This is a genomic window from Polyangium sp. y55x31, assembly GCF_029946505.1.
GTDB lineage: Bacteria > Myxococcota_A > Polyangia > Polyangiales > Polyangiaceae > Polyangium.
The window spans coordinates 17,199-44,159 of sequence record NZ_JARZHG010000014.1 but is presented as its reverse complement, the minus strand read 5'-3'; the positions used below and the strand labels follow the sequence as shown (position 1 = coordinate 44,159).

At 68.6% G+C, this 26,961-nt stretch carries 23 protein-coding genes; 12 read left to right on the top strand and 11 right to left on the bottom strand.

Annotated elements, in window-relative coordinates; genetic code table 11:
• Positions 1-33: 33 nt before the first annotated feature.
• The 4 genes from QHF84_RS24030 to QHF84_RS24015 form a co-directional block, all read right to left on the bottom strand.
• Positions 34-951 carry a hypothetical protein gene (locus tag QHF84_RS24030; protein ID WP_136928627.1) on the bottom strand — a complete coding sequence of 306 codons (918 nt, stop codon included), beginning with the start codon at positions 949-951 and terminating at the stop codon, positions 34-36.
• A gap of 22 nt (positions 952-973) precedes the next feature.
• Positions 974-3,301: a SpoIIE family protein phosphatase gene (locus QHF84_RS24025; RefSeq protein ID WP_281315729.1), complete on the bottom strand. Its 2,328-nt coding sequence runs from the start codon at positions 3,299-3,301 to the stop codon at positions 974-976.
• A 265-nt stretch (positions 3,302-3,566) separates the two neighbouring features.
• Positions 3,567-4,739 carry a methyltransferase domain-containing protein gene (locus QHF84_RS24020; RefSeq protein ID WP_281315728.1) on the bottom strand — a complete coding sequence of 391 codons (1,173 nt, stop codon included), beginning with the start codon at positions 4,737-4,739 and terminating at the stop codon, positions 3,567-3,569.
• A gap of 59 nt (positions 4,740-4,798) precedes the next feature.
• Positions 4,799-5,281, bottom strand: coding sequence for a hypothetical protein (locus QHF84_RS24015; RefSeq protein ID WP_281315727.1), 483 nt, complete (start codon positions 5,279-5,281; stop codon positions 4,799-4,801).
• Positions 5,282-5,710: 429 nt separating this feature from the next.
• Here QHF84_RS24015 and QHF84_RS24010 point away from each other — a divergent pair, with 429 nt between their 5' ends.
• The gene (locus tag QHF84_RS24010; protein ID WP_281315726.1) at positions 5,711-6,655 is read left to right on the top strand and encodes a DUF72 domain-containing protein; all 945 of its coding nucleotides are present in this window, start codon (positions 5,711-5,713) and stop codon (positions 6,653-6,655) included.
• A 64-nt stretch (positions 6,656-6,719) separates the two neighbouring features.
• On the opposite strand, the gene QHF84_RS24005 is transcribed toward QHF84_RS24010, so the two are convergent.
• Positions 6,720-7,334: an outer membrane beta-barrel protein gene (locus QHF84_RS24005; RefSeq protein WP_281315725.1), complete on the bottom strand. Its 615-nt coding sequence runs from the start codon at positions 7,332-7,334 to the stop codon at positions 6,720-6,722.
• 348 nt (positions 7,335-7,682) lie between these two features.
• Between QHF84_RS24005 and QHF84_RS24000 the strand changes: the two genes are divergently transcribed.
• From QHF84_RS24000 to QHF84_RS23985, 4 genes are read left to right on the top strand one after another with little or no spacing between them, the layout of a single operon-like run.
• Positions 7,683-8,075 (top strand): hypothetical protein, encoded by a 393-nt coding sequence (locus tag QHF84_RS24000; protein WP_281315724.1) that lies wholly within the window; start codon positions 7,683-7,685, stop codon positions 8,073-8,075.
• Positions 8,076-8,078: 3 nt separating this feature from the next.
• Complete coding sequence (locus QHF84_RS23995) at positions 8,079-8,954, top strand: DUF692 domain-containing protein (protein ID WP_281315723.1); 876 nt, start codon at positions 8,079-8,081, stop codon at positions 8,952-8,954.
• Entirely contained in the window at positions 8,947-9,747 is an 801-nt protein-coding gene (locus QHF84_RS23990; protein ID WP_281315722.1) for a putative DNA-binding domain-containing protein, read from the top strand. The genes QHF84_RS23995 and QHF84_RS23990 overlap by 8 nt, the downstream gene beginning before the upstream one ends.
• Positions 9,748-9,769: 22 nt before the next feature.
• Entirely contained in the window at positions 9,770-11,998 is a 2,229-nt protein-coding gene (locus QHF84_RS23985) for an SUMF1/EgtB/PvdO family nonheme iron enzyme (RefSeq protein ID WP_281315721.1), read from the top strand.
• Here the strand turns inward: QHF84_RS23985 and QHF84_RS23980 are convergent.
• Positions 11,919-12,518 carry a phosphatase PAP2 family protein gene (locus tag QHF84_RS23980; RefSeq protein WP_281315720.1) on the bottom strand — a complete coding sequence of 200 codons (600 nt, stop codon included), beginning with the start codon at positions 12,516-12,518 and terminating at the stop codon, positions 11,919-11,921. The two genes, QHF84_RS23985 and QHF84_RS23980, sit on opposite strands and share 80 nt — an antisense overlap.
• 50 nt (positions 12,519-12,568) lie before the next feature.
• On the opposite strand from QHF84_RS23980, the gene QHF84_RS23975 reads away from it, so the two are divergent.
• Together QHF84_RS23975 and QHF84_RS23970 are read left to right on the top strand one after the other, a co-directional pair.
• Positions 12,569-14,047 (top strand): hypothetical protein, encoded by a 1,479-nt coding sequence (locus tag QHF84_RS23975; protein WP_281315719.1) that lies wholly within the window; start codon positions 12,569-12,571, stop codon positions 14,045-14,047.
• Positions 14,044-15,909: a HEAT repeat domain-containing protein gene (locus QHF84_RS23970; RefSeq protein ID WP_281315718.1), complete on the top strand. Its 1,866-nt coding sequence runs from the start codon at positions 14,044-14,046 to the stop codon at positions 15,907-15,909. Before QHF84_RS23975 ends, QHF84_RS23970 begins: the two co-directional genes overlap by 4 nt.
• A gap of 327 nt (positions 15,910-16,236) precedes the next feature.
• Here the strand turns inward: QHF84_RS23970 and QHF84_RS23965 are convergent, their stop codons facing one another.
• Positions 16,237-17,154 (bottom strand): TIGR01777 family oxidoreductase, encoded by a 918-nt coding sequence (locus QHF84_RS23965; protein WP_281315717.1) that lies wholly within the window; start codon positions 17,152-17,154, stop codon positions 16,237-16,239.
• A 35-nt stretch (positions 17,155-17,189) separates the two neighbouring features.
• Here QHF84_RS23965 and QHF84_RS23960 point away from each other — a divergent pair, with 35 nt between their 5' ends.
• On the top strand, positions 17,190-18,281 hold the full coding sequence (locus QHF84_RS23960) for a hypothetical protein (protein WP_281315716.1): 1,092 nt from the start codon (positions 17,190-17,192) through the stop codon (positions 18,279-18,281).
• Here QHF84_RS23960 and QHF84_RS23955 read toward each other — a convergent pair.
• Positions 18,262-19,050 (bottom strand): acyl-CoA desaturase, encoded by a 789-nt coding sequence (locus tag QHF84_RS23955; protein WP_281315715.1) that lies wholly within the window; start codon positions 19,048-19,050, stop codon positions 18,262-18,264. The two genes, QHF84_RS23960 and QHF84_RS23955, sit on opposite strands and share 20 nt — an antisense overlap.
• Before the next feature lie 344 nt (positions 19,051-19,394).
• Here QHF84_RS23955 and QHF84_RS23950 point away from each other — a divergent pair, with 344 nt between their 5' ends.
• The 3 genes from QHF84_RS23950 to QHF84_RS23940 all read left to right on the top strand — a co-directional run bounded on the left by QHF84_RS23950 (position 19,395) and on the right by QHF84_RS23940 (position 21,515).
• Positions 19,395-19,838, top strand: a complete 444-nt coding sequence (locus QHF84_RS23950; RefSeq protein WP_281315714.1) for a hypothetical protein — start codon at positions 19,395-19,397, stop codon at positions 19,836-19,838.
• Between the two features lie 109 nt (positions 19,839-19,947).
• On the top strand, positions 19,948-20,721 hold the full coding sequence (locus QHF84_RS23945; protein ID WP_281315713.1) for a phosphocholine cytidylyltransferase family protein: 774 nt from the start codon (positions 19,948-19,950) through the stop codon (positions 20,719-20,721).
• Between the two features lie 65 nt (positions 20,722-20,786).
• Positions 20,787-21,515 carry an aquaporin gene (locus QHF84_RS23940; RefSeq protein WP_281315712.1) on the top strand — a complete coding sequence of 243 codons (729 nt, stop codon included), beginning with the start codon at positions 20,787-20,789 and terminating at the stop codon, positions 21,513-21,515.
• Positions 21,516-21,524: 9 nt separating this feature from the next.
• Here QHF84_RS23940 and QHF84_RS23935 read toward each other — a convergent pair whose 3' ends face one another.
• Positions 21,525-22,493, bottom strand: a complete 969-nt coding sequence (locus tag QHF84_RS23935) for a potassium channel protein (RefSeq protein ID WP_281315711.1) — start codon at positions 22,491-22,493, stop codon at positions 21,525-21,527.
• Between the two features lie 68 nt (positions 22,494-22,561).
• Positions 22,562-24,673, bottom strand: coding sequence for an elongation factor G (gene fusA / locus QHF84_RS23930; protein WP_281315710.1), 2,112 nt, complete (start codon positions 24,671-24,673; stop codon positions 22,562-22,564).
• A 233-nt stretch (positions 24,674-24,906) separates the two neighbouring features.
• On the opposite strand from fusA, the gene QHF84_RS23925 reads away from it, so the two are divergent.
• Positions 24,907-25,230, top strand: coding sequence for a transcriptional regulator (locus QHF84_RS23925; protein WP_281315709.1), 324 nt, complete (start codon positions 24,907-24,909; stop codon positions 25,228-25,230).
• Positions 25,231-25,244: 14 nt separating this feature from the next.
• Here QHF84_RS23925 and QHF84_RS23920 read toward each other — a convergent pair whose 3' ends face one another.
• On the bottom strand, positions 25,245-26,876 hold the full coding sequence (locus QHF84_RS23920) for a helix-hairpin-helix domain-containing protein (protein WP_281315708.1): 1,632 nt from the start codon (positions 26,874-26,876) through the stop codon (positions 25,245-25,247).
• Positions 26,877-26,961 lie beyond the last annotated feature (85 nt).

The following is a 26,961-nucleotide window of genomic DNA, read 5'->3' as shown; positions in this document are numbered from 1 at the left end:
TCCGCCGCGGGCGCCCTACGTTCCCCTCTCCTATCAGTCACAGAAAATCATCTCGAAGTTCTGGTTGAACTTCTTCAGGTTCGGGAGCGACTTGCCCTGCCACGGAATCGCCTTCGAGCCCCGGACGACGAGCTGCACATCGCCCTTCTTCCGCATGGCAATCGCGAACTTGTAGAGCACGTTGATGCCAGAGCTGTTCAGGAAGTTCAGCGTGCGCATGTCGATCGTGATCGACTTCGCATTGCCCAGGAGGACCTTCTCGAGGAGATCCTCGATCGGCTGGTATTCCTGCGGCCCGCCGAGGCGCAAGATGCCCTCGAAGTAGACCGTGACCTCCGCGGGGTCGTACCAGACTCGATAGTTTCCACCTTTGATTTCCATTCTAGCCCTTTCCTTCAAGATGGGCAGCCGCGCCATCGTCCTGATGCAAGTGTTCTGCGCTGAGACCGGATCGAGCTTCCACCCCAGGCTCACGCCATAATCGCTCATGATGATGAGATACCCGAGCCCGGAGCCCGTCGCCTCGACGTCCTCCGCGTTCGCCTCGGCCTGGCGGCGCAAGAGCTCCCCCGGGTCCTCGCGCGAGAGCTCGAGCAGCTTCTCCCGCAGCGGAGGAACCTCGCCATTGGCGATGTGGTTGCTCACCAGGCACACCAGATCTTCCTTGCCAATCCCAACCGTGACGTTGATGTCACCGCTGCGATTGAACTTGACGGCGTTCTCCACGAGCTCGTTGAGCACGTAGCTCACCGCGCCGCTGACCTCCGCCCGGCTGATGAGCTTCCCGTCGTTGTCCGCGTCCGGAAAGAGCTCGGCGAAGTACTCCGCCATGAAGTTCGCCGTGAGGTTGCAGAGGCTCCACCGCACCGCGAACGAATCCGGGTACAGGGTCAACGACATGTGCTCGCTGAACGAATCGTCCAGCGAATAGACGCCAATGATCTCACTCATAGTGTTGCCGGTCTCCTACGCGTCATAGCCTCTTGATGACCAACACGGTGATGTCATCGTAGACCTTGTTGGTTCCGATGTGGTTCATCAGGTCTTCGATGATCGCGTCCTTGATCTCCTGCGACGTCTTCTTGTGGTTCTGAGAGACGATCTCGCATAGCCGCTCGACACCGTACTGCGCCGTGTCGGTACGCTCCGCCTCCGTCACCCCGTCCGTGAAGAGAACGACGACGTCCCCCGACGCCAGATCGATCTCGGTGTTGGAGAGGAAATCGGTGATGTCCTCGTCCATGCCCACCGGGAGCCCGAGACCGGTCGTGTCCACACGCTCGAGCTCGCCCGACGCACGCACGACGATGACCTCTTCGTGCTGCCCCGTGAGCCGGAGCTTGCCATCGCTGTAGTCCATCAGCGATAGCGTGAGGTTCTTGTCCGAGCTGATGCGCTGGATGTTCTGGTAGATGACCTTGTTGACGATGCCGAGGAACCGCGTCGGATCGGTCTCGTTGCTGGCGAGCAGCGTCCGAACCGCGGTCTGCACCATCAGCATGAGCACGCCGCTCTCGAGGCCGTGCCCGGTCACGTCGCCGATGCCGATCTTGATGACGCCGTTGCCGCGGAGCACGTCGTAATAATCACCGCCGACCTCGTCCGCGGGCGACATGTACCCCGCGATGTCGAGGTCCTTGATCTCCTGCAGCTCCTGCGCGGGCGGGAGCACCATGAGCTGGAGCTGCCGCGCCACGTTGAGCTCCGCGCCGAGCCGCAGGTTCTCCTGCGCGAGCTGGGCGTTGAGGCTCATGATCTCCTTGTTCGCATCTTCGAGCTCGCCCGTACGAGCCTTGACGAGCTCCTCGAGATTGTTCGTGTGGGCCTGGATCTCGGCGGCCATCTCGTTGAAGGCCCCCGTGAGCTGCCCGATCTCGTCCTCGCTCGTCACGGCCACGCGCACCCCGTAGTCGCCCTGGCGCATGCGCGTCGCGCCCTCGGAGAGCGCCACGAGCGCGCCCGTCATCTTCCGCGAGACGAGGAAGACGCCCGCCATGAGCACCAGGATCGAGCCGAACGAGACGAACGCCTGGCTCGTCTGGATGCTCGTGCGGCTCGTGTCGATCGCAGCCTGCGCCTTGGTCAGCGAGGCGTAAATCTCGCTCTTCGGGATGACGAAGCCGATCGTCCAGGTGTCCTCCACGATCTTGTCGCCGCCGCCGCCCATGTTGAAGGGCGCCAGGCGCTGCAAGACGAGGATGTGCGGCTCGCCCGCGATCTGCACGTTGTCGCGGTACTGGACCTTCGTGTCCTTGGGCAGCTCGATCGAGGCGATCTGCGGCTCATTGCTGTCCTTGAGAACCCGCTTCAGGTACTCGAGCCCCTGGCGCTCCGCCTTCGCCTGGAGCCCGAGCCGCTTCGCGCCCTCCTCGCTCACCGCGAGGACGTTGCCGTCGCTCTGCGTGAGGAACGCGAAGCCCGTCTCCTTGAGCTTCACATCCTGGATGTACTTGACGATCTGCGTGAGCGTGAGGTCGAGGCCGAGCGCCCCCGCGAGCGCCTTGCGATCCTTGGTCCACACGGGGTGGAAGATCGTCATGATCTTGCCCCCCTGGCCGCTCGCGTCGTCGTAGGGCGGCCAGAACGTGACCTGGGACTTGTGCTTCTCGAGGCCCCCGGGATCCTTGATCCACGCCTCCCAGCCCTGCGTCAGGCCCGTGAAGAAGAATTCGTAGAAGTTCTTGTCGTTGTGGCCCGGCGAGGTCCGATCGAACTCCGCGGCCATGTCGGCCCAGGGCGCGAGGCGCACGTACGGATGCTTTGGAGGACCAACGAAATAGATCTGGAGCTTGTCGGCGCCGCGGTTCTTGAACGACGGCATCACCACGTCGAGCAGGATCGTGCGATCGATGTCGCGCTGGGCCTCGGGCAAAAGGACGCGCTTCTCCTTGTCGCCGAGGTACCCCCACGCCGCGACGGCCGTCGGCTCGTCGTTCTGGTTCTCGTACCAGCCGCCCTTCTCGTGGAAGACGAGCTTGTCCTGGAGGAAAGGCAGGGTCTTCGCCTGCTCGTAGAGCGGCGTCAGATCCTCGTCGTGGTCGACCATCGACTGCACGATGTCGGCCAGGATCTCGAGGTCGGTGTAGGCGTGGGCGAGCGAGCTGTTCGTGTGCTGCGCGGTGTCGCGCAGGTGGTTCGTCAGATACTCACGGTACGCCTGATCGAGGCCCTGCTCGATCTCGTTCGTGGACTCCCGGCTGAGCTTGTGGATGCCCTGCCGCGCCACGAGAACGTTGAGGATCGCGCCGAGCAGCACGCTGACGCCCGTCACCAGGATGAACTTGGTGTTGAACTTGCTCATCCGTGCGAGCAGGCCAGTGGGCCGCACACCCTTGTTCGTTCCACGCGCTTCCGACGACACGTCCACGCATCTCCTCGCAACGGCCTCGTGTGGCCCAGACAGCCTGCGACGCTAAACCGTCTACGCTCCGACCGCCACACCAAACATCGAGTGCGGAAGGGAGACGCCTCTACCTCTTCGCTTCCTCTCCTGCCTTCGCCTCGTGATGTCTCCGCCAAAGAGTCGACGGTTTACACCCGACGCGTGAATCCCATTACCACCCTTGCTATGACGTACGGAAAGGTTTCCGCCCGGAGCCCGCAAAGATGGGCCACATGGCGAAGCCGTTGTCACGGGTAATGGCCTCGATATGCGCCGTGAGGCCGGCCGATACGTCCTCGTAAAGCTCGGGCTCGGCGTTCGCCGTCGCCGCCATCTGCTTGGCGGTGCGGAGCCAGCTCTCCACCACGCGGGCGAAGTCGTGCGGCGCGGTGTTCATGTTCGTGATACCGAGGAGGCATATCTTGATGTCCTCGAGCCCCACCTCGTGCAGGATGGTCCGGGTCTTCAATCCGATATCCAGATCCATACCGACCCGCCGGCAGAGCTCGAGGAAGCGAATGTATCCGTGCCGGATGACCTCCTCGTTCGGATAGCCCGTCACGCCGGACATCATCTCGTTCGTCAGGTAGATCCGACCCCCGGGACGGCAGATGCGATAGAGCTCGTTCACGATGTGATCGGGCTCGTGGAACACCTGGAGCGACAGCCGGCAAGAGACGAAGTCGAACGAGTTGTCCGGCAAGAGCAGCGCGGCCGCGTCGCCGTATTGATACTCGATGTTCTCGAGGCCGAAGTCCGAGACGAGTTGCCAGGCATACCGGAGGAACGGCTTCGAGTGGTCGACGCCGATGAGGTACTCCGGCCGGAAATCACTCTGCAAGAGGATCGCGAAATCCCCGAGGCCGCAGCAGATGTCGGCGATACGCAGCCCAGGACGAAGGCCATGCCAGGCGAGCTTTTCACGCTCGTGCTCCCAGATGATCTTCTGCTGGGTGCGGAGGACGTTCATGAAGTCGTCGTCCTCGATCACCTGCTGGATGGGATAGAAGGCCTTGTCGTAGACCTCGATCGTGACGAACGGGTAAAGCTCCGCGATCACCTGGAACTTGCGGACGGCCCAGGGAATGACGCTGGAGATGACGAACTTCACCCGGAGCCCGGGGCGCGTATGCGCCACCCACCGCACGAAGCGGTTGAGCTCGAGGAAGGCGACGTTGTTCATGTACTTGAGGCGCTTCAAGTTCACGCACAACGTGCCGCGCGTCGTGCGCGCCGCCTGCTCGAGCGAGCTGCGGACCGAAGCCATCTCGTCGGCGACGAACGGCCGCAGCGTCCCCGTGAGCGTGACCTCCTGCTCCTCGTTGCCCGTCAGCCTCATGTTGAGGGCCACGGGCATACATGAAGGAGGGACGCCGGAAGACGGCGTACCCGAAGACGCAGGAGCGATGGAGTTGCTCATACCTCCCCCATATCGTCGACCTCTGGCAGCTCCAAGAAGAGGCTCAACCGGTCTTGACCCGGAGGCTCGGATATCGTGAGGGAGCAAGCATATACCGCAGCGAGCTCCAGCAAACCGAGCATGGTATCCTCGCCGTCCGCCGGATCCTCCAGCCGGGCGCGATACCAGCTCTTCAGATCGGGCTGGTTCACGATCTGCACGGCCATACGATAGAATACTCGATTCTGTTCGGTGACCGGAAGCGTGATCTGCAGGATCACGTGCCGGCCCCGCTTGCGGAAGATGAGCTCGATCTGCCCCTCTACCGCGTGATTGCGAAAGATGACCTCGAGCAGCTCGTTGATGAACGTCGAAAGCAGCGTCGCATGCCGCTCGGGGTCCCCCTCGTTCGCGCTCACGTAACGCGCGAGGTAGTTCGCGAGCAGATGACAGTGACCCCACTCCCGAGCAAAGCCGCCCACCGTAAAGCGAGCCGCCATGATCATCCTGTATCGGCTCGAGGCGAAGTCGGCTTCCACGGGCGGAGCCGGCGTGATGGTCTTGACAATCGACATCGGGACCTCGAAGGCGGCCGACCGTCGGCCTGGAAAGGCTAGCCGGTCCCGACGTCGACGTCGAGTGCCGTCTGTCCAACCGTGGTGGCTCGCGACGTGTCTCAACATGCTTCGCAAGCGGCCGTTCGCGCACGCGCGGGTAGCAGCTACCATGCCACCCCTATCACAATCCAGATCGCAGCCGTAGGTAAAGCACGAAGCCCACGTTGGACGGCGAAGAACGGTAGAAGCAGAAAGCTCTTGTAGCGCAGTTCACCCGAAAGCCGGCGCCAAACCCCAGGGTTTGTCCGCGGCGAGACGAAACGAGCCTCGCATGGTAGGTTCGTCGCGGCTCGCCCGGCCGAAGGTGTTTACATGAAGCAGCTCGTGTTGTTCTCGGGCCGGCCGGAGCCCGAGCTCCCCGAGATCGAAACGGACCGCGCGATCGCCGCGAAACTTCCCCCTACCGTTCTCCTCGGGACGTCCACCTGGACGTTCCCCGGATGGCGAGGAATTTTCTACCCCAAGGATATCCCCGAGCGGGAAATCACCACGCACGGGCTACGGCTCTACACGCAAAACCCGCTCTTCCGCACCGTAGGGATCGATCGAAGTTACTACGCGCCGCTCGGCATCGAAGAGCTCGCGCGGTACCGCGACGATCTGCCCGACGGCTACGGCTGCGCGATGAAGGTGTGGAGCGGAATCGTGGCGCGGCGTGATCCGAGCACGAACCAACGCTCCCCCTGGTTCCTCGATCCACGCGCGTTCGAGGCGCGCGTGCTCGCGCCGATCGAGAAGAGTTTTTCCCGGAACGTCGGCGTGCTCTTGCTCGTGCTCTCGCCGATGCGCGCCGAGGACCGGATGGACGCCGAAGAGCTCGCCGAAGCGCTCGATCGGTTCTTCGAAGCCGCGCCGCGGTCGTTTCGTTACGCCGTGGAGCTTCGGAATCCAGAGCTGCTTTCGCGAGCGTACCTCGACGTGCTCGCGCGACACGGCGTGACGCACGTGCTCGGGCTGTGGGAACGAATGCCCACGCTCGGCCGGCAACTCGCCGTGCCGAAGATCCTGACGGCGCCGCTCGTCGTGTGCCGGTTGTCCATACGGCCCGGCGAGAGGTACGAGGAGCGGCGGCGGATCTGCGCGCCGTTCGACAAGATCGTGGCCACGGACGAGCAGACCCGCGCCGATGTCGTGGAGGTCGCAGCCCGATGCGCCCGCGAGGGGCGAAGCCTCATCGTGCTGGTGAACAACAAGGTGGAAGGCTCGGCGCCGCTCACGGTGCGCGCCCTCGGGCGGCGGCTCGTGGCAGGCCGCTGAGACGTACGTCCCAACCGAAAGGAGGGGGCCCCGTGCGGGTCCGCCCTCCTTATAATAGTCAGACTCAGAAGCCGCCGCCGACCTGCGCGAGCAGGCTCCACGTGTCGGCGCCGGGCTGGTCGCCGACCGGCATGGTGGGCGGGCCCAGGTGGTCGAAGAAGGCCGGGCGGTAGTTGAAGCGCGCGCCGACCTTGATGTTCTCGGTGAGCATGCGATCCGCGCCCACGCCGACGGGGATGACGAGCGTGAAGGCGTCGCCGTAACGCCCCGCGAAGCCGGCGTAGCCGATGCCGCCCGCGACGAAGGGCTGCAGCGGGAAGCGATTCGCGGGGACCAGGTTGTAACGGACGCCGGCGTCGAGCGACGTCATCACGAGCTGGGTGCGCGTATCGGCGCGGGTGTTGGAGCTGCCGAGGTAGCTGCCCTCGACCGCCCAGCGATCATTGATGGCGCCGGTGACGCGCACGTTCCAGCTAGGGCCGAGGGCGCCGACGCCGCCCAAGAACCCGATGACGCCGGCGCCGCCTTCCACGGAGAACGACGTCGGCCGCGGGATCTGGCGGATGGCAGGCTGATCGGCAGGAGGCAGCCCTGCCCGGTAGTTCTGCGCGTAGGCCAACGACGGCGCTCCCAGTGCGGCGAAAGCCACGAGGGCCGCCACGATTCGTCCGGTGGTCATTGCATCCTCCTCAGCGAATGCTCGAGGTCCTTGCCGAGAACGAGTCTCGCCTTGCGTGTGTCCCGGTGCATGCTGCGGGCCATGGAGGCTGTGCAGGTCGGACCCTGCACGTCCAGACGGGCGATCCGGACCCGAAGCATTCCATGAGGGCGGACAGCAGCCGCGCGAGGCGCGGCATCCCACGTCGAAGGGCGAGGCGCGGAGGGCTGTCAAGCCTTTCTTGTTGCCGCCGCGGGCGCTTCGGGCGGAGAGTAGAGGCGCTTCGGGGGGAGGGGCGCGGATCCAGGACCACGGAACCGCGAGGGGGTGGAGGTCGTAGTTGGTGAAGCAAGCATCGAGGAGCAGACGATGAACGCGAAGAGCATTTACGAGACCCTCGCGGCGCTCGGCGCGAGCGCGATGATCGCAGGTTGTGCCGGGACGCAGGAGCCCGTGAAGGCCGCCGAGGAGCCGCAGGCCGAGGCGCCCGCGCAAGCCGCGCCGGAGGAGAAGAAGGCCGAGTCGGCGACGGGGACGGAGGCGGCAGGCGCGACGAACGCAGCCGCCGCGCCCGCGGAAGCGCCGGCGGCAGCGGGGACGCCCGCGCCTGCAGCGACGCCCGCGGCCGCCGCAGCGCCCGCCCCGGCAGCGACGCCCGCGCCGGCGACGACGGCGAAGGCCGCGCCGAAGCCCGCTCCGAAGAAGGCCGCCGCGACCAAGAAGGGCACGGAAGCGGCCTGCGGCGAAGGATCCTGCGGCTAGAGGGTGACGCTCGGATCGACGATCACGGGGGTCGGGCTCGGCCTCCGGTTCGACTTCCTCGACGAGGTGCTCGCGCGGGTCGAATCGGACGCGCGGCTAGGCCCCGCGCGTTTTTTCGAGGTCGCGCCGGAGAACTACATGCGCCGGGGCGGGTTCGTCCCGGCCGCGCTCGAGCGAATCGCGTCGCGATTTCCGCTGCTCTCGCACGGGCTGTCGATGTCGCTCGGCGGGCTCGATCCCTTCGATGACGCCTACATGCGCGAGCTCGCCGCCTTCACGCGGCGGTTCGGCGTGCCGTTCCACTCGGACCACCTGTGTTTTTCGGGGTTCGGTGGGCGGATGGCGCACGAGCTCTTGCCGCTGCCGCTGACGCGGGGCGCGGCGGCGTACGTGGCGACGCGCGTGCGGGAGGCCGAGGATCGGCTCGGCTTGCCGATGGTGGTCGAGAACATCACGCGGTACGTCGTGCCAGGCGCGCCGGAGATGAGCGAGGCGGCGTTCGTCGCGGAGGTGCTCGATCGTTCGTGTGCAAAGCTTCTGCTCGACGTGAACAACGTGTACGTGAACGCGATCAACGACGGCGCGGATCCGCTCGTGTTCCTCGCGGAGATCCCGCTCGATCGCGTGGCCGCGATCCACGTGGCCGGGCACGAGAAGCGCGCCGGGACGGACCTCGTGATCGACACGCACGGCGCGGACGTGCTCGGCGAGGTGCTGTCGCTGCTCACGTGGACGATCGAGCGGACGGGGCCCGTGCCGGTGGTGCTGGAGCGGGATCACGCGATCCCGCCGCTCGACGAGCTGCTCGCGGAGCTCGGGCGGGTCGAGGCGGCCTACGAGGCAGGGCTCGCCGCGCGGGAGGCGCGGGCGCGTGGTTGAAGAAGAGGAGGGGCGGGCCGCGATCGCCGAGGTCGCGGCGGCGTTCGCGGCCGTGGTGCAGGGGCCGCCGGAGGAGTCGCGGCGCGGGGTGTACAGGTCGCTCGTTCGCCGCGGGATCCTCGGGGCGGTGCGAGCGCAGATGCCACGCACGGCGACGGCGCTCGGGGCGAAGTTCGAGGCGACGGTGGAGCATTGGCTCGACGAGGCGCTGCCGAGCTCGCCGTACCTGCGCGACGCCGCGGCCGAGCTCGTCGGCTGGGCCGCGGCGCGCTGGGCGGAGGATTCGTCCATTCCGCCATGGATTCGGGATCTCGCGCGGTACGAAGTTGCGCGGTTCGAGGTCGCGGCGGCGGAGGCGGCGGGTGAACCGAGCGGGCTTGCCCTCGCGCTCGATCGCGCGGTGAAGTTCGGCTGCGCGGCGCAGGTCGCTCGGTACACGTGGGCCGTGAACCGCTTGGCGGAGGGCGCGCCGGGCGCGCCGGAAAAAGAGCCCACGGCGGTCTTGCTCTACCGGGACGCGGCGCACGAAGTCCGGTGCCTCGTGCTCTCGCCGCTCGCGGCCGAGATCCTCACGCGGCTCCTCGGGGGCGCGCGGCTCGGGGAGGCGGTGACGGCGGCGTGCGCGGCGCTCGGGGAGCCGCTCGGCGACGCGGTCTTGCGAGGCACGGCGGAGGTGCTCGCGGACCTCGGGGAGCGCGGGGTGGTCCTCGGCGCGGCCGTCGAGCAAGGAAATCACGATCACGGGACGCACGCGGCGGGCGAGCGCGGTATAGTCGCGGGCGAACGAACATGAGCCGTTACCTCCGCGTTTGCCCATGACGACGAGCTCGCAACAGGACCCGCTCGGCATCACGGGGACGATCCTCGCCGAGAAATACCGGATCGACGCGCTCATCGGCGAGGGTGGCTTCAGCGTCGTCTACCGCGCCGAGCACCTCATCTGGCAGCAGCCGGTCGCGATCAAATGCTTCCGCATCCTGGCGCAAGCGCCGGAGAACAAGCGCGACGAGCTGCTCGACGGCTTCATCCAGGAGGGCCGGCTGCTCGCGAGCCTGTCGAGCCGATCGGCGGCGATCGTGCAAGCGCGCGACATCGGCAAGTTCACGACCGCCGACGGGATGTGGATCCCGTACATGGTGCTCGAGTGGCTCGAAGGAAAGACGCTCGATCACGTGCTCTTCGTGGAGCGCGTGAGCGGCGCGAAGCCACGCGAGATCCACGAGGCGCTCGCGCTGCTCGAGCCGGTCGCGGTGGCGCTCGAGATCGCGCACGCGAAGAACATCGCGCATCGCGACATCAAGCCCGCGAACATCTTCGTCATCGGGGATCCACGAGGGGCCTCGCCGTTCACGAAGATCCTCGACTTCGGCATCGCGAAGGTGATGGCCGATCACGCGGCGGCGACGGCGGAGCTCGCGCAGACGGGCAAGGAGATCACCGCGTTCACGCCGAACTACGGGGCGCCCGAGCAGTTCAGCCGATCGTACGGCGCAACGGGTCCGTGGACCGACGTGTTCGCGATGGCGCTCATCATGGTCGAGGTGCTGCGCGGCGGGATCCCGGCGTTCGAAGGCGAGGACTTCATCCAGTTCGCCGTCGCGAGCCGCGATCCGATGCGCAGGCCGACGCCGCGCACGCTCGGCGTGCAGGTGTCGCCCGAGGTCGAGGCGGTGTTCGAGAAGGCGCTCGCGGTCGCGCCGACGGACAGGTACCCGTCGATGGGTCGGTTCTGGGCCGCGCTGCACGAAGCCGTGTTCCCGGACATCCAGTGGAACCCGGGGACGACGAGCGGCGTGTCGTCGTCGATCACGTCGTCGCCCGGCGGGCGATCGGCGTCACGCGCGAGCCTGCCGGGGCCGCTGCAGGAGACGCTTCCGCGCCCGAGCGGCGGCACCGCGATGATGCAAGGAGCGCCGTCGCTGCCCGGGCCGCAGGGCACGCAGCAACGCACGACGCAGGATCCGCCGGGCTCGCTGGCGACGCCGCCGGCCGCGCCGAGCGGGCCGATCCCGACGGGCAACGCGCCCGCTGCGGATCAGGGCAAGGGCCTGATGGCGTTCGCGGCGATCGCGGCGATCGCGCTGCTCGGCGGTAGCTTCGCGGCGTACAAGATGTTCACGAAGCCCTCGGGCGGAGCGTCGACCGCAGGCTCGTCCGCGCCGGTGGTGAGCGCAGCGCCGAGCACGAGCTCGTCGGCGATCGCGGCGACGGCGCGGCCGACGGAGTGCCCGGCGGGGATGGTGCTCGTGCCGGGCGGCAAGTTCTTCATGGGCTCGGACGAGGCGTCGTTCAAGCTGTGGCAACCGGCGCACAAGGTCATCATCGACACGTTCTGCGTCGACCTGCATGAAGTGACGGCGGCCGAGTACAAGGAGTGCTCGGACGTCGGCGAGTGCAAGCGGCCCGAGGTCGCGCCGAACTGGCCGAAGACGGCCGGCAGCACGGACGAGGAGCACGAGAAGAAGCGCGAGTCGTACTCGGAGTTCTGCACGTTCGGCAAGGCGGGCCGCGAGAACCATCCGGTCAACTGCGTGAGCTGGTACCAGGCCGACGGGTACTGCAAGTGGCGCAAGAAGCGCCTGCCGACCGAGGCCGAGTGGGAGTACGCGGCGCGCGGCTCCGACGGGCGCAAGTTCCCCTGGGGCGCCGACGAGGCCGCGGCGGGGCACATGAACGCAGGCGGCAAGGAGTGGGCGTCGTGGGAGAAGGCGCAAGGCCTCAAGCTCACGGGCACGCTCTACGAGATCGACGACGGCTTCCCGGGCACGGCGCCGGTCGGCAGCTTCCCGAAGGGCAAGACGCGCTTCGGCGCGGACGACTTCGTGGGCAACGTGTGGGAGTGGACCGCGGACTGGTACGAGACGTACAAGGCCGAGGACGAGCAGATCAACCCGAAGGGCGCGCCCGCCGGTGATCGAAAGGCGATCCGCGGCGGCGGCTTCAACGGCGGCGTGCAGCAGTGGCTCAATCCGGCGTTCCGGTTCCACCAGGTGCCGGACGCGACGACGCCGGTGATCGGCTTCCGCTGCGTGATGAACCTTTGAGGTCCAAGCGCGCCCCGAGCCGCGCCGCGACGACACCGATCGACATGCCGACGAGCGCCCCCGCGAGGATGTCGCTCGGATAGTGCACGCCGAGGAAGCAGCGCGACCAGGCGACGAGCGCCGCAAAGACGAACGCGGGGGCGGCGAACACCGGGCGCACCGAGGCGACGAACGCCGCGAAGGCGAACGAGCCGGCGGCGTGTCCGCTCGGGAAGGAGTGTCCGCCGGGTGAGGAGATGAAGACGGGCTCGCAGGCGGTGAGCGCGTCGCAAGGCCTCACGCGGCCGACGAGCACCTTCACGGTGGAGACGAGGGCGCTCGTGGCGACGAGCGCGGCGATGAGGTGCGTGGTCGTTCGGCGGGTCGTCTCGCGGGCGAGGAAGGGGACGAGGGCGAGCATGCCCCAGCCGCCTCCGATGAAGGTGACGACGACGAAGAGGGGCGTGGCCCAAGCGGGCGAGCCGCGGGCGGCGCGGAGGAGGGCCTCGTCGGCCGCGGAGATCACGTCGAGGGGGCTCAAGTCCGGGAGGATATAGTCCCTGGGCGCTGGTGCCTGCTAGGTTGTCTGCCGTGCCGGTCCCGGACCATCTCCTCGGCGATACGTCGGTGACGGGGCCGCTCGGCTCCCTCGCGTTGTCCCAGGTGCGCCCTGGGAGCACCGTACTCGCGCTCCGGGCGGTGAAGTGGCACGAGGGCCTCGGGCGGCTCGGCGTCGTCTTGCCCTTCGCGCTCGTGCACGACGTGGGCCTGCTCTTCGCGACATCGCGGGATCATGTGGAGATCGGACCACGCTGCGAGCCTGCGTCGATCGCGCGTGGGATGCCGGATCTCGTGCGGCTCCTCGATGGGTATCGGCGCATGCTCGAAGAGCTCGGGCAGAGCGAGGCCGCGAGGCGCGCGCCGGAGCTCAAGATGAGCGACGACCTCGTCATCGTGCTGCTCTCGCGGCTGCTCGGCGCGGTCGCGTCGCGCGTGAACGTGCCGCCGGCGTATCGCGCCGCGGTGCCGATGGACGCGTCGCTCTTCGAGCGGCTCGAGCCGCAGCTCCCGCAGCTCTTTTCCACGGCGCGGCGCGGCTTCGAGGCGTCGGCGCTCTCGGCGCTGGAGGTCTCGCGGCTCTTCGTGCTGACGATGACGGACGCGCTCGACCTCGACACGCTGCGGCTCTTCGGCATGCTCGGCGCGGAAGGCGCGGGCGGCGCGCTCACGCAGGTCGATCTGCTCGCGGCGCTGGAGTCACCGGAAGCGAACGACATCGTGAATTTTTCGCTGGAGATCCTGCCGAGCGTGCTGGAGACGAAGACACGGCCCGCGGCGGGTACGACGGCGGCGCACGGCTACTCGGGCATCGGGACGCGTGGGTCGATCGACGGGCTCGTGCTCACGGAGCTCGCCTGGGACGACCTCGAGCTCGCGCGGAGGCTCCTCGACAACGAGGTGCTCTACTACGCGCGGGAGCAGAGCCGCGACGAGCAGAAGCGGGTGCATTACCTGCTCGTCGATGCGTCGGCGTCGATGCGCGGCGATCGGCAGACGTTCGCGCGGGGGATGGCGATCGCCACGGCGAAGAAGCTCCTGCTCGAAGGCGAGGACGTGGCGTTCCGCTTCTTCGACGCGCGGCTCTACGAGATCCACCGGGCGCACGGGGACAAGCTGCCGACGGCGCACGTGCTCTCGTTCAAGGGCGAGCGCGGGCGCAACCCGGCGCGCGTGTTCGCGGAGCTCTCGACGGAGCTCGATCTCCATCGTCACCGCGATCCGCGCACGCCCGTGGTGCACCTCTTCACGCACGCGGCGCTCTACATCCCGCGCGAGATGGTGCAGGCGGTGCGGCGCTCGGCGCACATCGCGGCCGTGTTCATCCTGCCCTCGGGCGGCAAGCTCGACCTCGACTACCTCGACCTGCTCGACGCGCACTGGGTCGTCGACCACGCGACGTTGTCGAGCGGCTCGGCGCGCGCCAACGCGGCGCGGTCGATCCTCGATCAAACGACGGCGTCCTCCGGGGAAGAGGCGGGCAAGGGCGCGGCGAAAGGGGCGGAGGCGTGAGCAGCCGACCCGTATCGGATCTGCGCGAAGAAGCGCGGATGGCGAGCGCGCGAGGCGACCTCGGGCGCGCGAGGCAATCGCTCGTGTCGGCGCTCGGTCAGACGATCGCGCGCGAGGAGGAGTACGCCGGCGCGGTGCGTGATCTGCGCGAGTTGCTCGTCGCGGTCGGCGACCTGCGCGGCGCGCTCACGCTCGACTGGTACACGGGCAGCGAGAAGGGGCAGCGCGACCTCGTGACGAGCGGACGCGTGCCGGTGATCGATCGCGCGCGCACCTACCTCGCGTGGGCGGATCGGGCCGAGGACGCGTCGCGCAAGCAGGCGCTCTACGCGAAGGCCGCGGACGAATACGAGTCCGCGGGCCTCGTCGCGCAGGCGGCGATCGCGCGGGAGCGTGGCGGCGATCTGTACCGGGCGCGCGCGCTCTGGTCGCGCCTGTCGCAGGTCCTCGGCGCGTCCGGCGGGGACTTTTACGCAGCGGGGCTCGCGCGCTTCAACCTCGCGCGGACCTCGACGCGCACGGGCGAGCCCGCGGCCGCGCGCGAGGCCGTCGTGGCGGCGGTGCACCTGCTCGAAGAGGCGGCGGATCGGTACGAGACGATCGGCCAGCGCGAGCGCGCGTTCGACTGCTACCAGGTGCTCATCGCGATCGGCCGGGAGAGCGGCGAGTTCGAGCACGTGCTGGAAGGCTACGTGAACGTGATCCGCATCCTGCGCGAGGATCACCTGCGCTATTACGCGCTCCAGTCCTACGAAGAGGCCCTCTCCGCGGCGGAGAAGCAGAAGGAGGTCTCGGCCGCGGCCACGCTCGCGCGCGAGATGAGCGCGTACGCGCGGAAGGAAGGGCTCCCGGCCGTGGCGAACTTCGGGACGCTCGCGCAGGCGCGCCTCTGGCAGGAGGTGGCCGCCGCGTCGACGGCGCGCGGCGCGCCGCCGTCCATCGCGGAGAACGCGCTGCTCGCGGCGGTCATCGCGCTCGGCGAGGCGGGGCAATACGGCAAGGTCGGCCAGGTGTACGAGAAGCTCGCGGCGCTCGACCTCGAAGAGGCGCGGCGCAAGCACTACACGAACGCGCGCAAGCGTTACGTCGAGGCGGCCGACCTCCGCATCGAGAGCCAGCCCTTGCCGGCGCACCTCCGCCACGAGGTCGGCTTCCCCGAGGTCTGGCACGTCGATCTCGTCGAGTGGGAGCAACGCGGCAGCGCGAGCCAGGCCGCGGGCGACGTCGTGCTCGACCCGTCCGCGTGGTCCGAGGTGACGCGAAGGCGCGCCATGCTCGCGCGTCTCACGGCGCTCGCGATCGAGGCCGAGGAGGAGGCTTCTCCGGGACGGACGGCGCAGAGCCAGCTCTACTCCACGCTCGCCGAGCAGCTCGCGCTCGTCGAGCTCTACACGATCCTCTCGCCGCTCGAGGCCCTCTTCCGGAGGCCCGAGCGCGAGGTGCGGATCGCCGTGGTCCGCGCGCTCTCGCGGTTCCTTTACAAGCGTACGTTCATCACGCTGCGCGATGCGCTCGTCGACGCCGAGGGCGGCGTCGTCCAGGAGGCGGCGAAGGCGCTCGAAGAGCTGCGCTTCCCGCACGCTTTTGATCCGCTCGCGCGCATCTACCGCGAGTCGCAGAGCCCTGTGGTGCGCGCCTCCGCCGTGAAGGCGCTCGCGCGTATCGACACGCTGGAGGCCGCCGAGATGCTGCTCGGCGTGATCGAGCACGACGGGCGCGAGGAGCGCCAGGCCGCGATCGAGGCGCTCAAGAGGGCGCGCGGCATGAAGTTCGTGGACGTCGCGAAGTCTGCCCTCCCGGGCCTTTCGAGCGCGGCGCAATCGGCCGTCCGAGAGGTGCTCCGGAGCCGCGGAATCACCTGATTTGTTCTGGAAACGGGCCCTACCAGCCCTTGAATTCCAGTAACCGCGTACGTCTCGTACGGGGACATCAGGTCGCGACCGGACACGGGATTCCAACTCGTCCCGAGCGATCCGGAGACAAAGATGGCCTATGCATGGACTCATGGACGGCGCGCTTCGGGGGGAGCGTCTCACTAGGCCGTCCCGGCCCCCGGGAAGTTGCTGCTCGACAAGGTCGACTTCTCGGCGACTCCCGGTGGCCGGCGTCTTTTGAGGCGCTTCGCCGGGGAGAACGATCGAAGGACGGTCCTCTCCCCGGCGAAGCGCGAGGCGCTCCGCGAGGCCGCCCTACGGCTTCAGGATCGACGTGAGCGCCGGGACGAGCGACGGGTACTGGAACACGTACCCGAGCTCCTTGGCGCGTAGAGGCACGACACGTTGCCCCGTCGTCACCACCATCGAAGCCTCGCCGAGCGCGACCTTCACCGCGGCCTCGGGCGTCGTGAACCACGAGGGCCTGTGCATCACGCGGCCGATCGCAGACGCGAGCTCCTTGCTCGTCGCGGGCTCGGGCGAGACGACGTTGATGGGGCCTCGCGCGCGTGAATCACCGAGCGCGAGCAGCGCGAGGCCCACGACGTCCTCCGCGTGCACCCACGCGATCACCTGCGAGCCCGGCGCGATCGGCCCGCCAGCGAACATCTTGAAGGGCAGGATCATCTTCTCCAGCGCGCCGCCGCCTTCTCCGAGCACGACGCCGATCCGCAGCATCACCGTGCGCACGCCGAGCGCCTCGGCCTTCGCCGCCTCGTCCTCCCATCGCGTGACCACGTCCGCGAGGAACCCTTCGCCGCGCCGGCTCGTCTCGTCGAGCGCCTCGTCCGGCGGCCGCGGCCCGTAGTAGCCGACGGCCGACGCGCACACGAACACCTCGGGCTTCTTCTCCGCGCGGCGGATGCCTTCCACGACGAGGCGCGTCGAGTCCACCCGGCTCGCGACGATCGCGCGGCGCGCTTCGTCCGTCCATCGCTGCGCCACGGGCTCGCCGGCGAGGTGGACGATCGCCGACGCGCGCCCGATCTCGTCGAGCCACGGCCCTTCGTGCTCGGGGTCCCAGGCGACCGCGGTCGCGCCTCGGGGCAACTTGCTTCGTGCGCGGTCGGGATCTCGCGTGAGCACTGTCACGCGGTCGCCGCGCTGGAGAAGCGTCTCTGTGAGACGCCGGCCGATGAACCCCGTGCCGCCCGTCAGAAGGACCGTCTTCACCACGGCGCTCTTTACCATGGTAAGAGGCTACGGACATGAACCTCGAGGTCTTCCGCAAGCTCCCGCTCGGCGGCACCGATCGCCGCGCCATCGTCCAAGCGCTGGCCCAGGATGGCCCTCGTGTCGCGCGTGAGCTCCTCGCCGCGCAGCGAGCGATGATCAGGCCGCGCGGCGCGCACCTCGCGAAGGACACGGCCGTCGTCATCCTCGGCGGCTCGAACGGAATCACGCGGGCCCTCGCGGTGCAGCTCCTCTTCGGCGAGCGCGCGGCCGTCTTCGGCGTGCACTACGACAGCGAAAAGATGCAGATCGGCGGCCACCACGTCGCGGCGCTCGTGGAAGCGGCGACGGCCGAGGGGCTCACGGCGCGCTTCTGGAACGCGGACGCGACGAAGCCCGAGACCGTGGACGAGGTCGTCGCGGCGCTGAAGGGCAACTACCGCGCCGTCCACCTCGTCAACGGCATCGCGGCGGGCGCGACGAAGCGGTACGCCGAGCATGGCCCGACGAACGTGAAGGACATCGACGTCGCGTTCGACCCGATCCTGCAGGTCCCGGATTTCAGCCGACCGGAGAACGTCCGGCGTGTGGGTCTCGTGGAGGTCGAGGTCGCGTCGGACACGGACATCGAGCGGACGAACCGGTTCATGGGCACGTCGTCGCTCCTCTGGGCCGAGCCGCTCGCCGCGGCGGGCCTGCTCGCGCGGGGCGAGAGCGTCGTTTCGTTCTGCGATTACGACTTCGAGCCCGACGATCCGGTTTATGCGATGGGCCCGCTCGCGGGGGCGAAGAAGCTCCAGCGCCAGACGATGCAGGAGATTCACGACCGGTTCGGGGTGCGGACGGTGCGGCTCTGTTATCCGGCCGTGGCGACGACGGCGCTCGGCGCGATCCCCGGCGGCCTGCTCATGTACGGCCTCTCGGCGCAGATCCTGAAAGAGCGCGGGCAATACCAGGACGTCCTCGAGCTCGGGGCGGCGACCGCGCCGATCTTCGCGCCGGACTTCCAGAGCACGATCTTCCGCCTCGACGAGGCCTATCAAGCGGTCCTGCCCGAGTTCCACCGGCGCAAGGACGCGCTCTCGCCGGAGAACCTGCGCGAATCGTTCACGCGGCTGTATCGATGACGGGCGAGCCCGTCGGGTTCGGCTCGTAGCGGCCGACCTGGATGTGCTCGCCGAGGTCGATGATCTTCAGGAAGGCGAGCAGGCGGATGACGTGCCACGTCGGGTCGAGCTCCCAGGCGCGCACGGCGAAGTTCGGGGCCTGGCCGAAGCGGTGGTGGTTGTTCTGGAAGAGCTCGCCCATCGTCACGAAATCGAACGGCAGCGTATTGCGCGAGTCGTCGTTGCTGTCGAAATTCCGGTATCCATACCGGTGACCGCACCAGTTCACGATCGCGCCGTGAATCACGCCCATCAGGAAGTGCGCGGGCAAGAGCAGGAATTGCCACCAGGCGGTCGCGAACACGAGATAAAAGACGACGTACGCCGTGCCCCAGGCGAGCCGGCCCGGCCAATCACCGCCGATACGGTCGACGAGGTCCCACTCGGGATAACCGCCGTCGAACTTCGGCTCGGGCTTCTCGAGGCGATACGCGAGGTCGTGATAAAGCTTCTTCGTCCGCCACATCATCGAGAATGGATTGCCGGTGTGGCGCGGTGAATGCGGGTCGCGCTCGGTATCGCTGTAGGCGTGGTGATGCCGGTGCAGGATTGCATAGGCCCGCGGGACGAGGAACGAGGAGCCCTGCGCGATGAACGTGAGCAGATAAAAGAAGCGCTCCCAGCCCTTGCTCATCGTGAACATGCGGTGGGAGGCATAGCGATGCAGGAAAAACGTCTGGCAGAATATGGACAGCGTCCAGTGCCCGACGAAGAACAACGCGATTGCCATGCCTCCGTGGTAGGCGAGTCGAGGCGCGCGCACCGTCACGGCTGGGTCATCTTTCTGTCGGTCCAGGGACAGCGGGCACGTGGGAAGCACGGAAACCACCTCCGCCCGGCACCACGTCGGATCGTGTTTCCTGCGTTGAATGCGCCGCGGACGTGCTCGTCCAAGCCATTTGGCCAAGCGGCGATCGGGGACCCGAGCCCGTTCGCGCGCGAAGGCTGGCTTGCTTCGACGCTTCGCTCGGCCTCGTCGTGGGGCCCTGCTCCCCCCGTTGGCCCCGGCGGAGAGCTCTGCTAGCCTCGGCACGTCCTTGTCGAACTCGGGTGCTTACCTGGGAGGAAACTCGAATGAAGATGCGATTCTTTGCGATGCTTGGTGCAGTGGCTTGTATGGCGCTCACGGCGTGTGTCGTCGTCGACAACACCGGCAGCGGCGGCTCCGGCGGTGACGGCGGCTCCGGCCCGGGCGTCGGCGGCAGCGGCGGCTCCGGCGGCCAGGGCGGCCAGGGCGGCCAGGGCGGCTCCGGCGGCGCGGCCTGCACGGAGTCTTGCGCGGAAGCGACCCAAGACCCGAGCGTTCCGTTCTGCATGACGGCGGCGGGCATGGAGGCCGAGGGCCTCTACAACCCGCTCTACGCCTGCTCCTGCGGCGACATGGGCGCCTGCGCGGTGCTCTGCGCGGACAGCCTCTGCGCCGGCATGGAGCCCTCGGCGGACTGCGCGCAGTGCGTCCTCAACAAGGCCGAGCCCGATGGCTGCTCGGGCGCGTTCGGCGCCTGCTCGTCGAACTGATCGACCCACGGCACACCCTGGTAGCGAGCGGCCTCCGGTTCTCCGGGGCCGCTCGCGGCCTTTTGTGCGCCGAGGACGCCGGCCCGAAGGCATGCTAACGAGCCGCCCCGTGAAGGCCATCATCATCGGCGCAGGCCGCGGCAGCCGGCTCCGCCACCTGACCGAAGAGATCCCGAAGACCCTGGTCCCCGTCCTCGGACGCCCGATGCTCGACGGCATCCTCGAGGCGCTCGCCGCCGGCGGCTTCTCCCGCAAGGACATCATCTTCATCTGCGGCTACAAGGCCGAGGTCATCCAGGCGCGGTACCCGGACCTGACCTACGTCGAGAACAAGCGCTGGGAGCACAACAACATCCTGGCCTCGCTGCTCTGCGCCCGTGAGCACCTCCAGGACGGCTTCGTGTCCACGTACGCGGACATCGTCTATCGCCCCGAGATCGTCGCCGACCTCGTGCGCGCGCCCTGGGACATCACGCTCGCCTGCGACACGGACTGGCGGAGGCGCTACCACGGCCGCTCGCAGCACCCGGAGACCGACGCGGAGAAGATGCGCGCCGACGACCGGCGCGTGGTCGAGCTCTCCCGGCGGATCGTGTCGGAGCAGGCGTCGGGCGAGTTCATCGGGGTGATGAAGCTGTCGGCCGAGGGAGCGCGGCGCTTCGTGCACGCCTACGACGACGCGAAGGCCGCGTTCCCGGAGGGCGTGTTCCGGGAGGGACGCACGTTCGAGAAGGCGTACCTGATCGACCTCCTGCAGCACATGCTGGAGCGCGGCGAGGCGATGCACCGCGTGGACACGTTCGGCGGGTACATGGAGATCGATACCGTCGAGGACGCTTCGCTCGCCGAGTCGTGGTGGAGCGGAGGCCGGACGGCCGGCTGAAATCACGGCGCGCGGGGAACTCCGGCCCGGCCCCGGGTTACGCTTGGGGGAGGAAGGAGGCGCATGTGCGGCGAGCTTGGGCCGAGGGCGTCGGGACGTTCATCGTGGTCTTCGCGGGGTGCGGGGCGGCGGCCGTGGGCGGGGCGGCGCTCGGGACGATCGGGGTCGCCCTGGCGTTCGGGCTCGCGTACGCGGCCGCGGCGCTCGCGCTCGGGCCGGTGAGCGGGGCACACCTGAACCCGGCCGTCACGGTGGCCGCCGCGCTCGCCGGGCGGATGCGGGCGCGCGAGGTCGTGCCGTACGTCGCGGCGCAGGTGGCGGGCGCGACGGCGGGCGTCGGGCTCGCCGTGACGATCGCGCGCGGCCGGCCGGGCGGGGCGCCGGGCGTGCTCGAAGCGCTCTCCGGCGGGTTCGGGCGGCACTCGCCCGGGTTCTACGGCGCGAACGCCGCGCTCGCCGCGGAGATCGGTCTCTCGGCGATCCTCGCGTTCGTGGTACTCGGCGCGACGCACCACGCGCGGCCGGCCGTGCAGCATGCGCTGTCGGCGGCGGCGGGCGGCGTCGGGATCACGCTCGTGCACCTCGTGGGCATGCCCGTCACGGGCTTGCCGGCGCATCCGGCGCGCGCGCTCGGCGCGGCGCTCTGCGCGGGTGGGGTCGCGCTCGATCAGCTCTGGGTGTTCGTGCTCGGGCCGATCGTGGGGGGCGCGATCGCGGCGATGGCGCTCCGGGGGTTGTTTGCGCCCGAAGCATCGGGCGAAGGTGCTCGGACCGCAGCCGAGCGAGCGCGCTGAGCGCGTCCTTCAACCGAGCTGGAAGCGGACGGCCGGCAGATCGACGGCGGCCGTATCGACGACGAGCGTGTCGCCGCCGTGGATGACGTCGCGCGGTCGTACGGGTCCAAAGCTTTCGTCGGGCTTCTTCCGGCGGCTCACGACGCGGCAGGGCAAGCGCTCTTCGAGGTCCATCACCGTCGCTTCCGCGTGGGACACGCCGACCTTCACCTCGGCCGTCACGCGCACGACGTCGTCGATCCGGTACGCGGCGCGCACACCTTCGTACGTCGCCTGGATGGCGATGAGCGGCGCGGAGAGCGCGCTCGTCGAGAACGACTGATCGAGCCCGAGCGCGCCGCCGACCTTCCCCGCGAGCCTTTGATCGAACATGCGCATCACCACGCGCACGCTCGGGTTCATGCGCTTCGCGTCGAGCGCGATCTCGAGGTTCGCGAGGTCGTCGCTCGTCGCGCACACGACGGCCTTCGCGCGCTTGGCGCCGACCTTCTCGAGCAGCTCGTCACGGCGCGCGTCGCCGATGTGCACGGGCACGCCCTTCTCGCGCACCTCTTCGAGGAAGCCCTTCGTGTCGTTCTGCTCGATCGCGACCACGTCTTCGCCGAGCGTGCAGAGCTCCTCGATCACGCGGTAGCCCACGTGCCCGACGCCGCACACCACCACGTGCCCGTTCATCATGTCGGTCATGATCGAGGTCCACACCTCTCGACGCGTCGCGAGGTCGAAGAGCGACGCGCCGATCTTGAAGACGCCCTGCGCGAGCAGGAAGAGGCCCGCGAGCGGGGTCAACCAGAAGACGGCGCGCGCGACGGGCGTGTGAGGAAAGGGTTCGGTCGGCTCGAAGACGAGCAGCGTCCAGAGCGACCAGACGGTCTCGGTGAAGTCGGGCAAAGGCTCGCCGCCGCGCCGGAGATCCCAGCGCAGGACGAGCGTCGCGACGATGAGGTAGAGCGAGGCGTAGAGGAGGGGCGGCCCCATGCGCCGCAGGACGTAGCCTGCGGCGGCGATGCGGAGCCGTATCGATCGGAAGCGACGGCGCTTCGAGATCAGTCTTCCTCTTCCGTGACCTTGAAGCCGCTGTCCTTGATGACCTTGTCCTGGACCATCGGCGGACAGATCGCGAGGTGGTCGACGCTCATCGAGAACGTGCCCTTGCCCTGCGTCATGCTCTTCAGCTTCGACTCGTACTCGAGCACCTCGGAGAGCGGGACGTACGCGTTCACGATCGTCTGATCCTCGACCGTGTCCGTGCCGAGGATGCGGCCGCGGCGGCTGTTGATGTCGCCGATGACGTCACCCGTCGCCACGCTCGGCGCGACGACCTGCATCTTCACGATCGGCTCGAGCAAAACCGCGCCGGCCTGCGCCGCGGCGGCCTTGAAGGCCTTGCTGCCGGCCATCTGGAAGGCCGCGTCGGACGAGTCGACGTCGTGGTACTTGCCGTCGAAGAGGCGCACCTTCAGGTCGACGAGCGGGAAGCCGGCGAGGAAGCCCTTCGCCATCGACTTCACGATGCCCTTCTCGACCGAGGGGATGAACTGACGCGGGATCGCGCCGCCGACGACCGCGTCCTCGAAGACGAACCCGCCGCCGCGCGGCATGGGCTCCATGTCGATGTAGCAAACGCCGAACTGGCCGTGGCCGCCCGTCTGCTTCTTGTGTTTGCCCTCGACGCCCGTGACGCGCTTCGTGATCGTCTCTTTGTACGCGATGTGCGGCGCGCCGAGGCGGCAGTCGATGCCCACGCGGCGGCGGATGCGCTCGACCGTGATCTCGAGGTGCAGCGAGCCGAGGCCACTCACCACGAGCTCGCGTGTCGTCTCCTCGATCGACACGGTGAGGCCCGGATCCTCCTCGGTGAGCTTGTAGAGCGCGGTGCTCACCTTGTCCTCGGCGCCCTTGCCCTCGAACTTCACGCCGCGCGAGAACAGGGCCGGCGGCAGCTCCGGCGCCGTGAACTGGAACGGGTGTTTCTCGTCGGAGAGCGTCTGGCCGCTCAGCGTCGACTTGAGCTTCGCGAGCGCGACGATGTCGCCGGCCTTCGCCTCGTCGACGGGCTTCGCGTCCTTGCCGACGATGTTGAAGATCTTGCCGACACGCTCGGCGTTGCCCGTCGACGCGTTCAGCATCGAGCTGTCGGGCTTGAGCGTGCCCGAGAGGACACGCGCGAACGAGGTGCGGCCCGCGTGCGGATCGATCGAGGTCTTGAAGACGAACACCGCGGTCGGCGCGTCCGTCGAGCTCGGCCGCTCGGCCGAAGCCGGCGTCGAACCGACCTTGCCGCCGGGCACCGTGCCCTTCCACGTCGGGTGCGCCGTGGGCGGCGGGATGAGCTCCACGATGCCGTCGAGCAGCGCCGCGATGCCGCTCGGGCGCGTGCCGGAGGCGAAGTACACGGGGACGACCTTGCCCTCGCGCACGGCGTCGCGCAGGCCCTGATCGAGCTCCTCCTGCGTGAGATCACCTTCGGTCAGGTACTTCTCGGTGAGCTCGTCGTTCGTCCCGGCGACGTCGTCGACGAGCTTGCCGCGGCCCCTCTCGAGAATGCCCGCGAGGTCGGCCGGCACCGTGCCCGCCGCGATCGCGTTCGGCGCCTCGGCCTTGCCGATCCACGCCTTCTTCGTGCGCAGCGTGATGATGCCCTGGTAGTCGAGGCCCTCGCCGACGTGGTGCTCCATCACCGCGAGCGGCGCCTTGAGGCGCGTCTTGATCTCGGCGACGACGTCGTCGGGCCGCGCGTTCTCCGCGTCGACCTTGGTGACGACGACGAGGATCGGCAGGCCTTGCGCGCGCGCCCAACCGAAGACGCGCTCGGTGATCGGCTGCACGCCGTCCTTGCCGCTCACGACGAGGACCGCCGCGTCCACCGCGCCGAGCGCGAGGCGCGTCTCGGCGAGGAAGCTCCCCTCGCCGGGCGTGTCCACGACGTTCACCTTTTTGCCGTTCCATTGCAGGTAGGCGACGCTCGCTTCGAGCGAGCAGGCGTGGTCCTTCTCCTCGGCCGAGTCGTCGAGGACGCTCGACTTGTCGTCCACTTTGCCGAGCTTGGGCGTCGCCTTCGCCACGAAGAGCATGGCCTCGGCGAGCGACGTCTTGCCGGCTCCTTTGTGGCCGATCAGGGCAACGTTGCGAATGTCGCTGGGCGCGGTCGTCGTCATGGTCGGTTCCTGCTCCACGCCCTCGCGCTTGGAGGCCCACGGGCCCCCTTCCCCTTGTCGCAGGGCGGATCTCCCCTCTACGCCTGTTCGGTCGCCCTTGCCAGGGGGTTTGGGTTCGAAGCTCTGCGGTTTCCCGCGCCGAGCCCGCGGGGGGACGGCCGCCGGGCATCCCCTCGCAGGCCGCCCCAGACGGGAGCAGGCTCGGGTAGCATCCGCGTCACGCGCGTCATCGCATGCAGGTCGCTCGATTTGCCCTTCAGTTCGCCCTCGGGATCGCCCTCACCTACGCGCTGCAGCGCTGGGACAAGAGCCGCCTGTCCGAAGAGCAGAGGGAGCGCGCCTGGAACACGGCGACTTGGGGGGCGGTGCTCATGTGGTACGGGCCGCTCTGCATGCCAGCGTGGGGCTGGGTGACGCGGCGCGGAAAAGGGCGCCTGCGCGGACTTCTGGGCCTCGTGCTCGGCGCCGTCGTGACCGTGCTGATCGCCCTCGTGGCCCAGGTCGTGGACGAGGTGTTCGTCTGGGCCGCGGGGCTACCGCCGGACGCGCCGATGTGATGCTCGGGGCTTGATCAGCGGCGCGCGACGAGTGTTTCGAAGGCCTCGGCCGAGAGCGTGTTCGCGATGTCCTTCGCCTCGCACCAGCCGCGCCGGGCTTGATCGAGGCCGAAGCGGATGTGCGCAGCTTCGTCGGCGCTCGCCGCGCGGCTCATGACCGCGATCCGCGCGCCCGTGTCCTTCACGGCCCGCGCATATCCATCGGCGCCCGCGAGGAACGCGGGGCGCGCATCGAGCCCGAGGAGCACGCCGTGCTCGCGACAGACCTTCGCCACGGCCTCCACGTCGAACTGCTTGGGTTTGCCGCCGTTCCACGGCCGCGCGAGCACGTGGATACGTCCCGACTTCGCGGCCGCTACGAGCGCGTGCGTGAGCGATTTCTCGTCGAGGCCTTGCGCGTGGATCTCCCCGATCACGACATCGACGTCCTCGCTCGTCTCGACCGAACCATCCGCGCCGATGGGCACCACCGCGCCGGCGAACAGCGTCACCTTCCCTGCGTGCTTCTGCGCGCGGGCGATCTCCTTGCGCGACGCGCCGAGCACCACGAGCCATGCCGCGCCCTTCGCCCCGCATGCCGACGCGATCGCCGTGATGCCGTCTGCGTCGAAGCTCCCCCCCACGAAGTCGCCGCAGAGGTCCGCGCGCTCGACGAGCTTCGGCAGCTTCCCTTCCCGCGCCGCGTCGATCTCGCCGCGATCCTCGCGCAGCTCGGGCGGCACCCAGGCGAGCCCCACCGAGGCGAACACGTCCTCCTCGCGCTCGCCCGAGAGGCGTTTGTCCTCCTGGAACACGCCCCACTCGCTGATCTTGAGCTTCCGGCGCACGCCGAGCGTGCGGATCGCAATGTTGTGCGCCTTCGACCCCGTGAAGTAGTGCATCGCCGCGCCGAACGACTCCACGGGCACGACACGCAGATCGACTTGCAGCCCGCTCTTCAAGAGCACGCTCGTCTTCGTGTCGCCGTCCGCGAGCACCTTGTCCGTCGCGGGATCCGCGATGAGCTTCTTGCCGATCGCGACGCTCGCATCCGCCGCGACGAGAATGTCCACGTCGCCCACGTTGTCCCGACGCCTGCGGTAGCTCCCCGCGACCTCGATCAGCGAGACGCCCGGCACCTCGCGCAGCCGCGCCACGATCGGCTCGACCTGCGCCTCCGCCTCCGCGAGCGAGATCCGTTTTCCCCGCGCCGCGCGCGCCGCGATGCCTTCGAGGATCTGCGCTTCGAGCTTCGGCCCCACACCTTTCAGCGCGCGCAGCCGTCCTTCACGCGCGGCCTTCTCGAGCTCCTCGATCGTGTCGATCCCGAGCCCCTCGTGGATCGCCTTCGCGCGCTTCGGCCCGAGCCCCGGCAGCTCCAAAAGGTGGATCAGGCTCTCCGGCGTGCGTGATTTGAGCTCGTGCAAGAGCGCGAGCTCCCCCGTCTCCGCGAGCTCGCGGATCTTGCCGGCGAGGTCTTTGCCGATGCCCGGCAGCTCCTCCAGCGAGCCCGGCCCCTTCTCCGGGAGCGCGCTCACGGGCGAGGCGAGCGCGGAGACCGTGCGCGCGGCGCCCCGATAGGCGCGTACGCGAAACACGCTCGCGCCCTCGATCTCCAGGAGATCTGCGACCTGATCCAGCGTGCTCCCGATGGTTTCGTTGTCCATGTTCTTCCTCTCCGCTCGCCTGCTCGCGCCAGACCAGACGGCGAAAAGCAAACCACACGTCGGGTTTCTCGCGCTATATCCCGTC

Excerpts from the sequence above, each read along its gene's own strand:
- QHF84_RS24005 (WP_281315725.1), bottom strand. The coding sequence starts at position 7,334 with ATGACCACCGGACGAATCGTGGCGGCCCTCGTGGCTTTCGCCGCACTG.
- QHF84_RS23950 (WP_281315714.1), top strand. The coding sequence starts at position 19,395 with ATGAAGATGCGATTCTTTGCGATGCTTGGTGCAGTGGCTTGTATGGCG.
- QHF84_RS23955 (WP_281315715.1), bottom strand. The coding sequence starts at position 19,050 with ATGGCAATCGCGTTGTTCTTCGTCGGGCACTGGACGCTGTCCATATTC.
- QHF84_RS24010 (WP_281315726.1), top strand. The coding sequence starts at position 5,711 with ATGAAGCAGCTCGTGTTGTTCTCGGGCCGGCCGGAGCCCGAGCTCCCC.
- QHF84_RS24015 (WP_281315727.1), bottom strand. The coding sequence starts at position 5,281 with ATGGCGGCTCGCTTTACGGTGGGCGGCTTTGCTCGGGAGTGGGGTCAC.
- QHF84_RS23935 (WP_281315711.1), bottom strand. The coding sequence starts at position 22,493 with ATGGGGCCGCCCCTCCTCTACGCCTCGCTCTACCTCATCGTCGCGACG.
- QHF84_RS23920 (WP_281315708.1), bottom strand. The coding sequence starts at position 26,876 with ATGGACAACGAAACCATCGGGAGCACGCTGGATCAGGTCGCAGATCTC.
- fusA (WP_281315710.1), bottom strand. The coding sequence starts at position 24,673 with ATGACGACGACCGCGCCCAGCGACATTCGCAACGTTGCCCTGATCGGC.
- QHF84_RS24030 (WP_136928627.1), bottom strand. The coding sequence starts at position 951 with ATGAGTGAGATCATTGGCGTCTATTCGCTGGACGATTCGTTCAGCGAG.
- QHF84_RS24025 (WP_281315729.1), bottom strand. The coding sequence starts at position 3,301 with ATGAGCAAGTTCAACACCAAGTTCATCCTGGTGACGGGCGTCAGCGTG.
- QHF84_RS24020 (WP_281315728.1), bottom strand. The coding sequence starts at position 4,739 with ATGCCCGTGGCCCTCAACATGAGGCTGACGGGCAACGAGGAGCAGGAG.
- QHF84_RS23960 (WP_281315716.1), top strand. The coding sequence starts at position 17,190 with ATGAACCTCGAGGTCTTCCGCAAGCTCCCGCTCGGCGGCACCGATCGC.
- QHF84_RS23985 (WP_281315721.1), top strand. The coding sequence starts at position 9,770 with ATGACGACGAGCTCGCAACAGGACCCGCTCGGCATCACGGGGACGATC.
- QHF84_RS23925 (WP_281315709.1), top strand. The coding sequence starts at position 24,907 with ATGCAGGTCGCTCGATTTGCCCTTCAGTTCGCCCTCGGGATCGCCCTC.
- QHF84_RS24000 (WP_281315724.1), top strand. The coding sequence starts at position 7,683 with ATGAACGCGAAGAGCATTTACGAGACCCTCGCGGCGCTCGGCGCGAGC.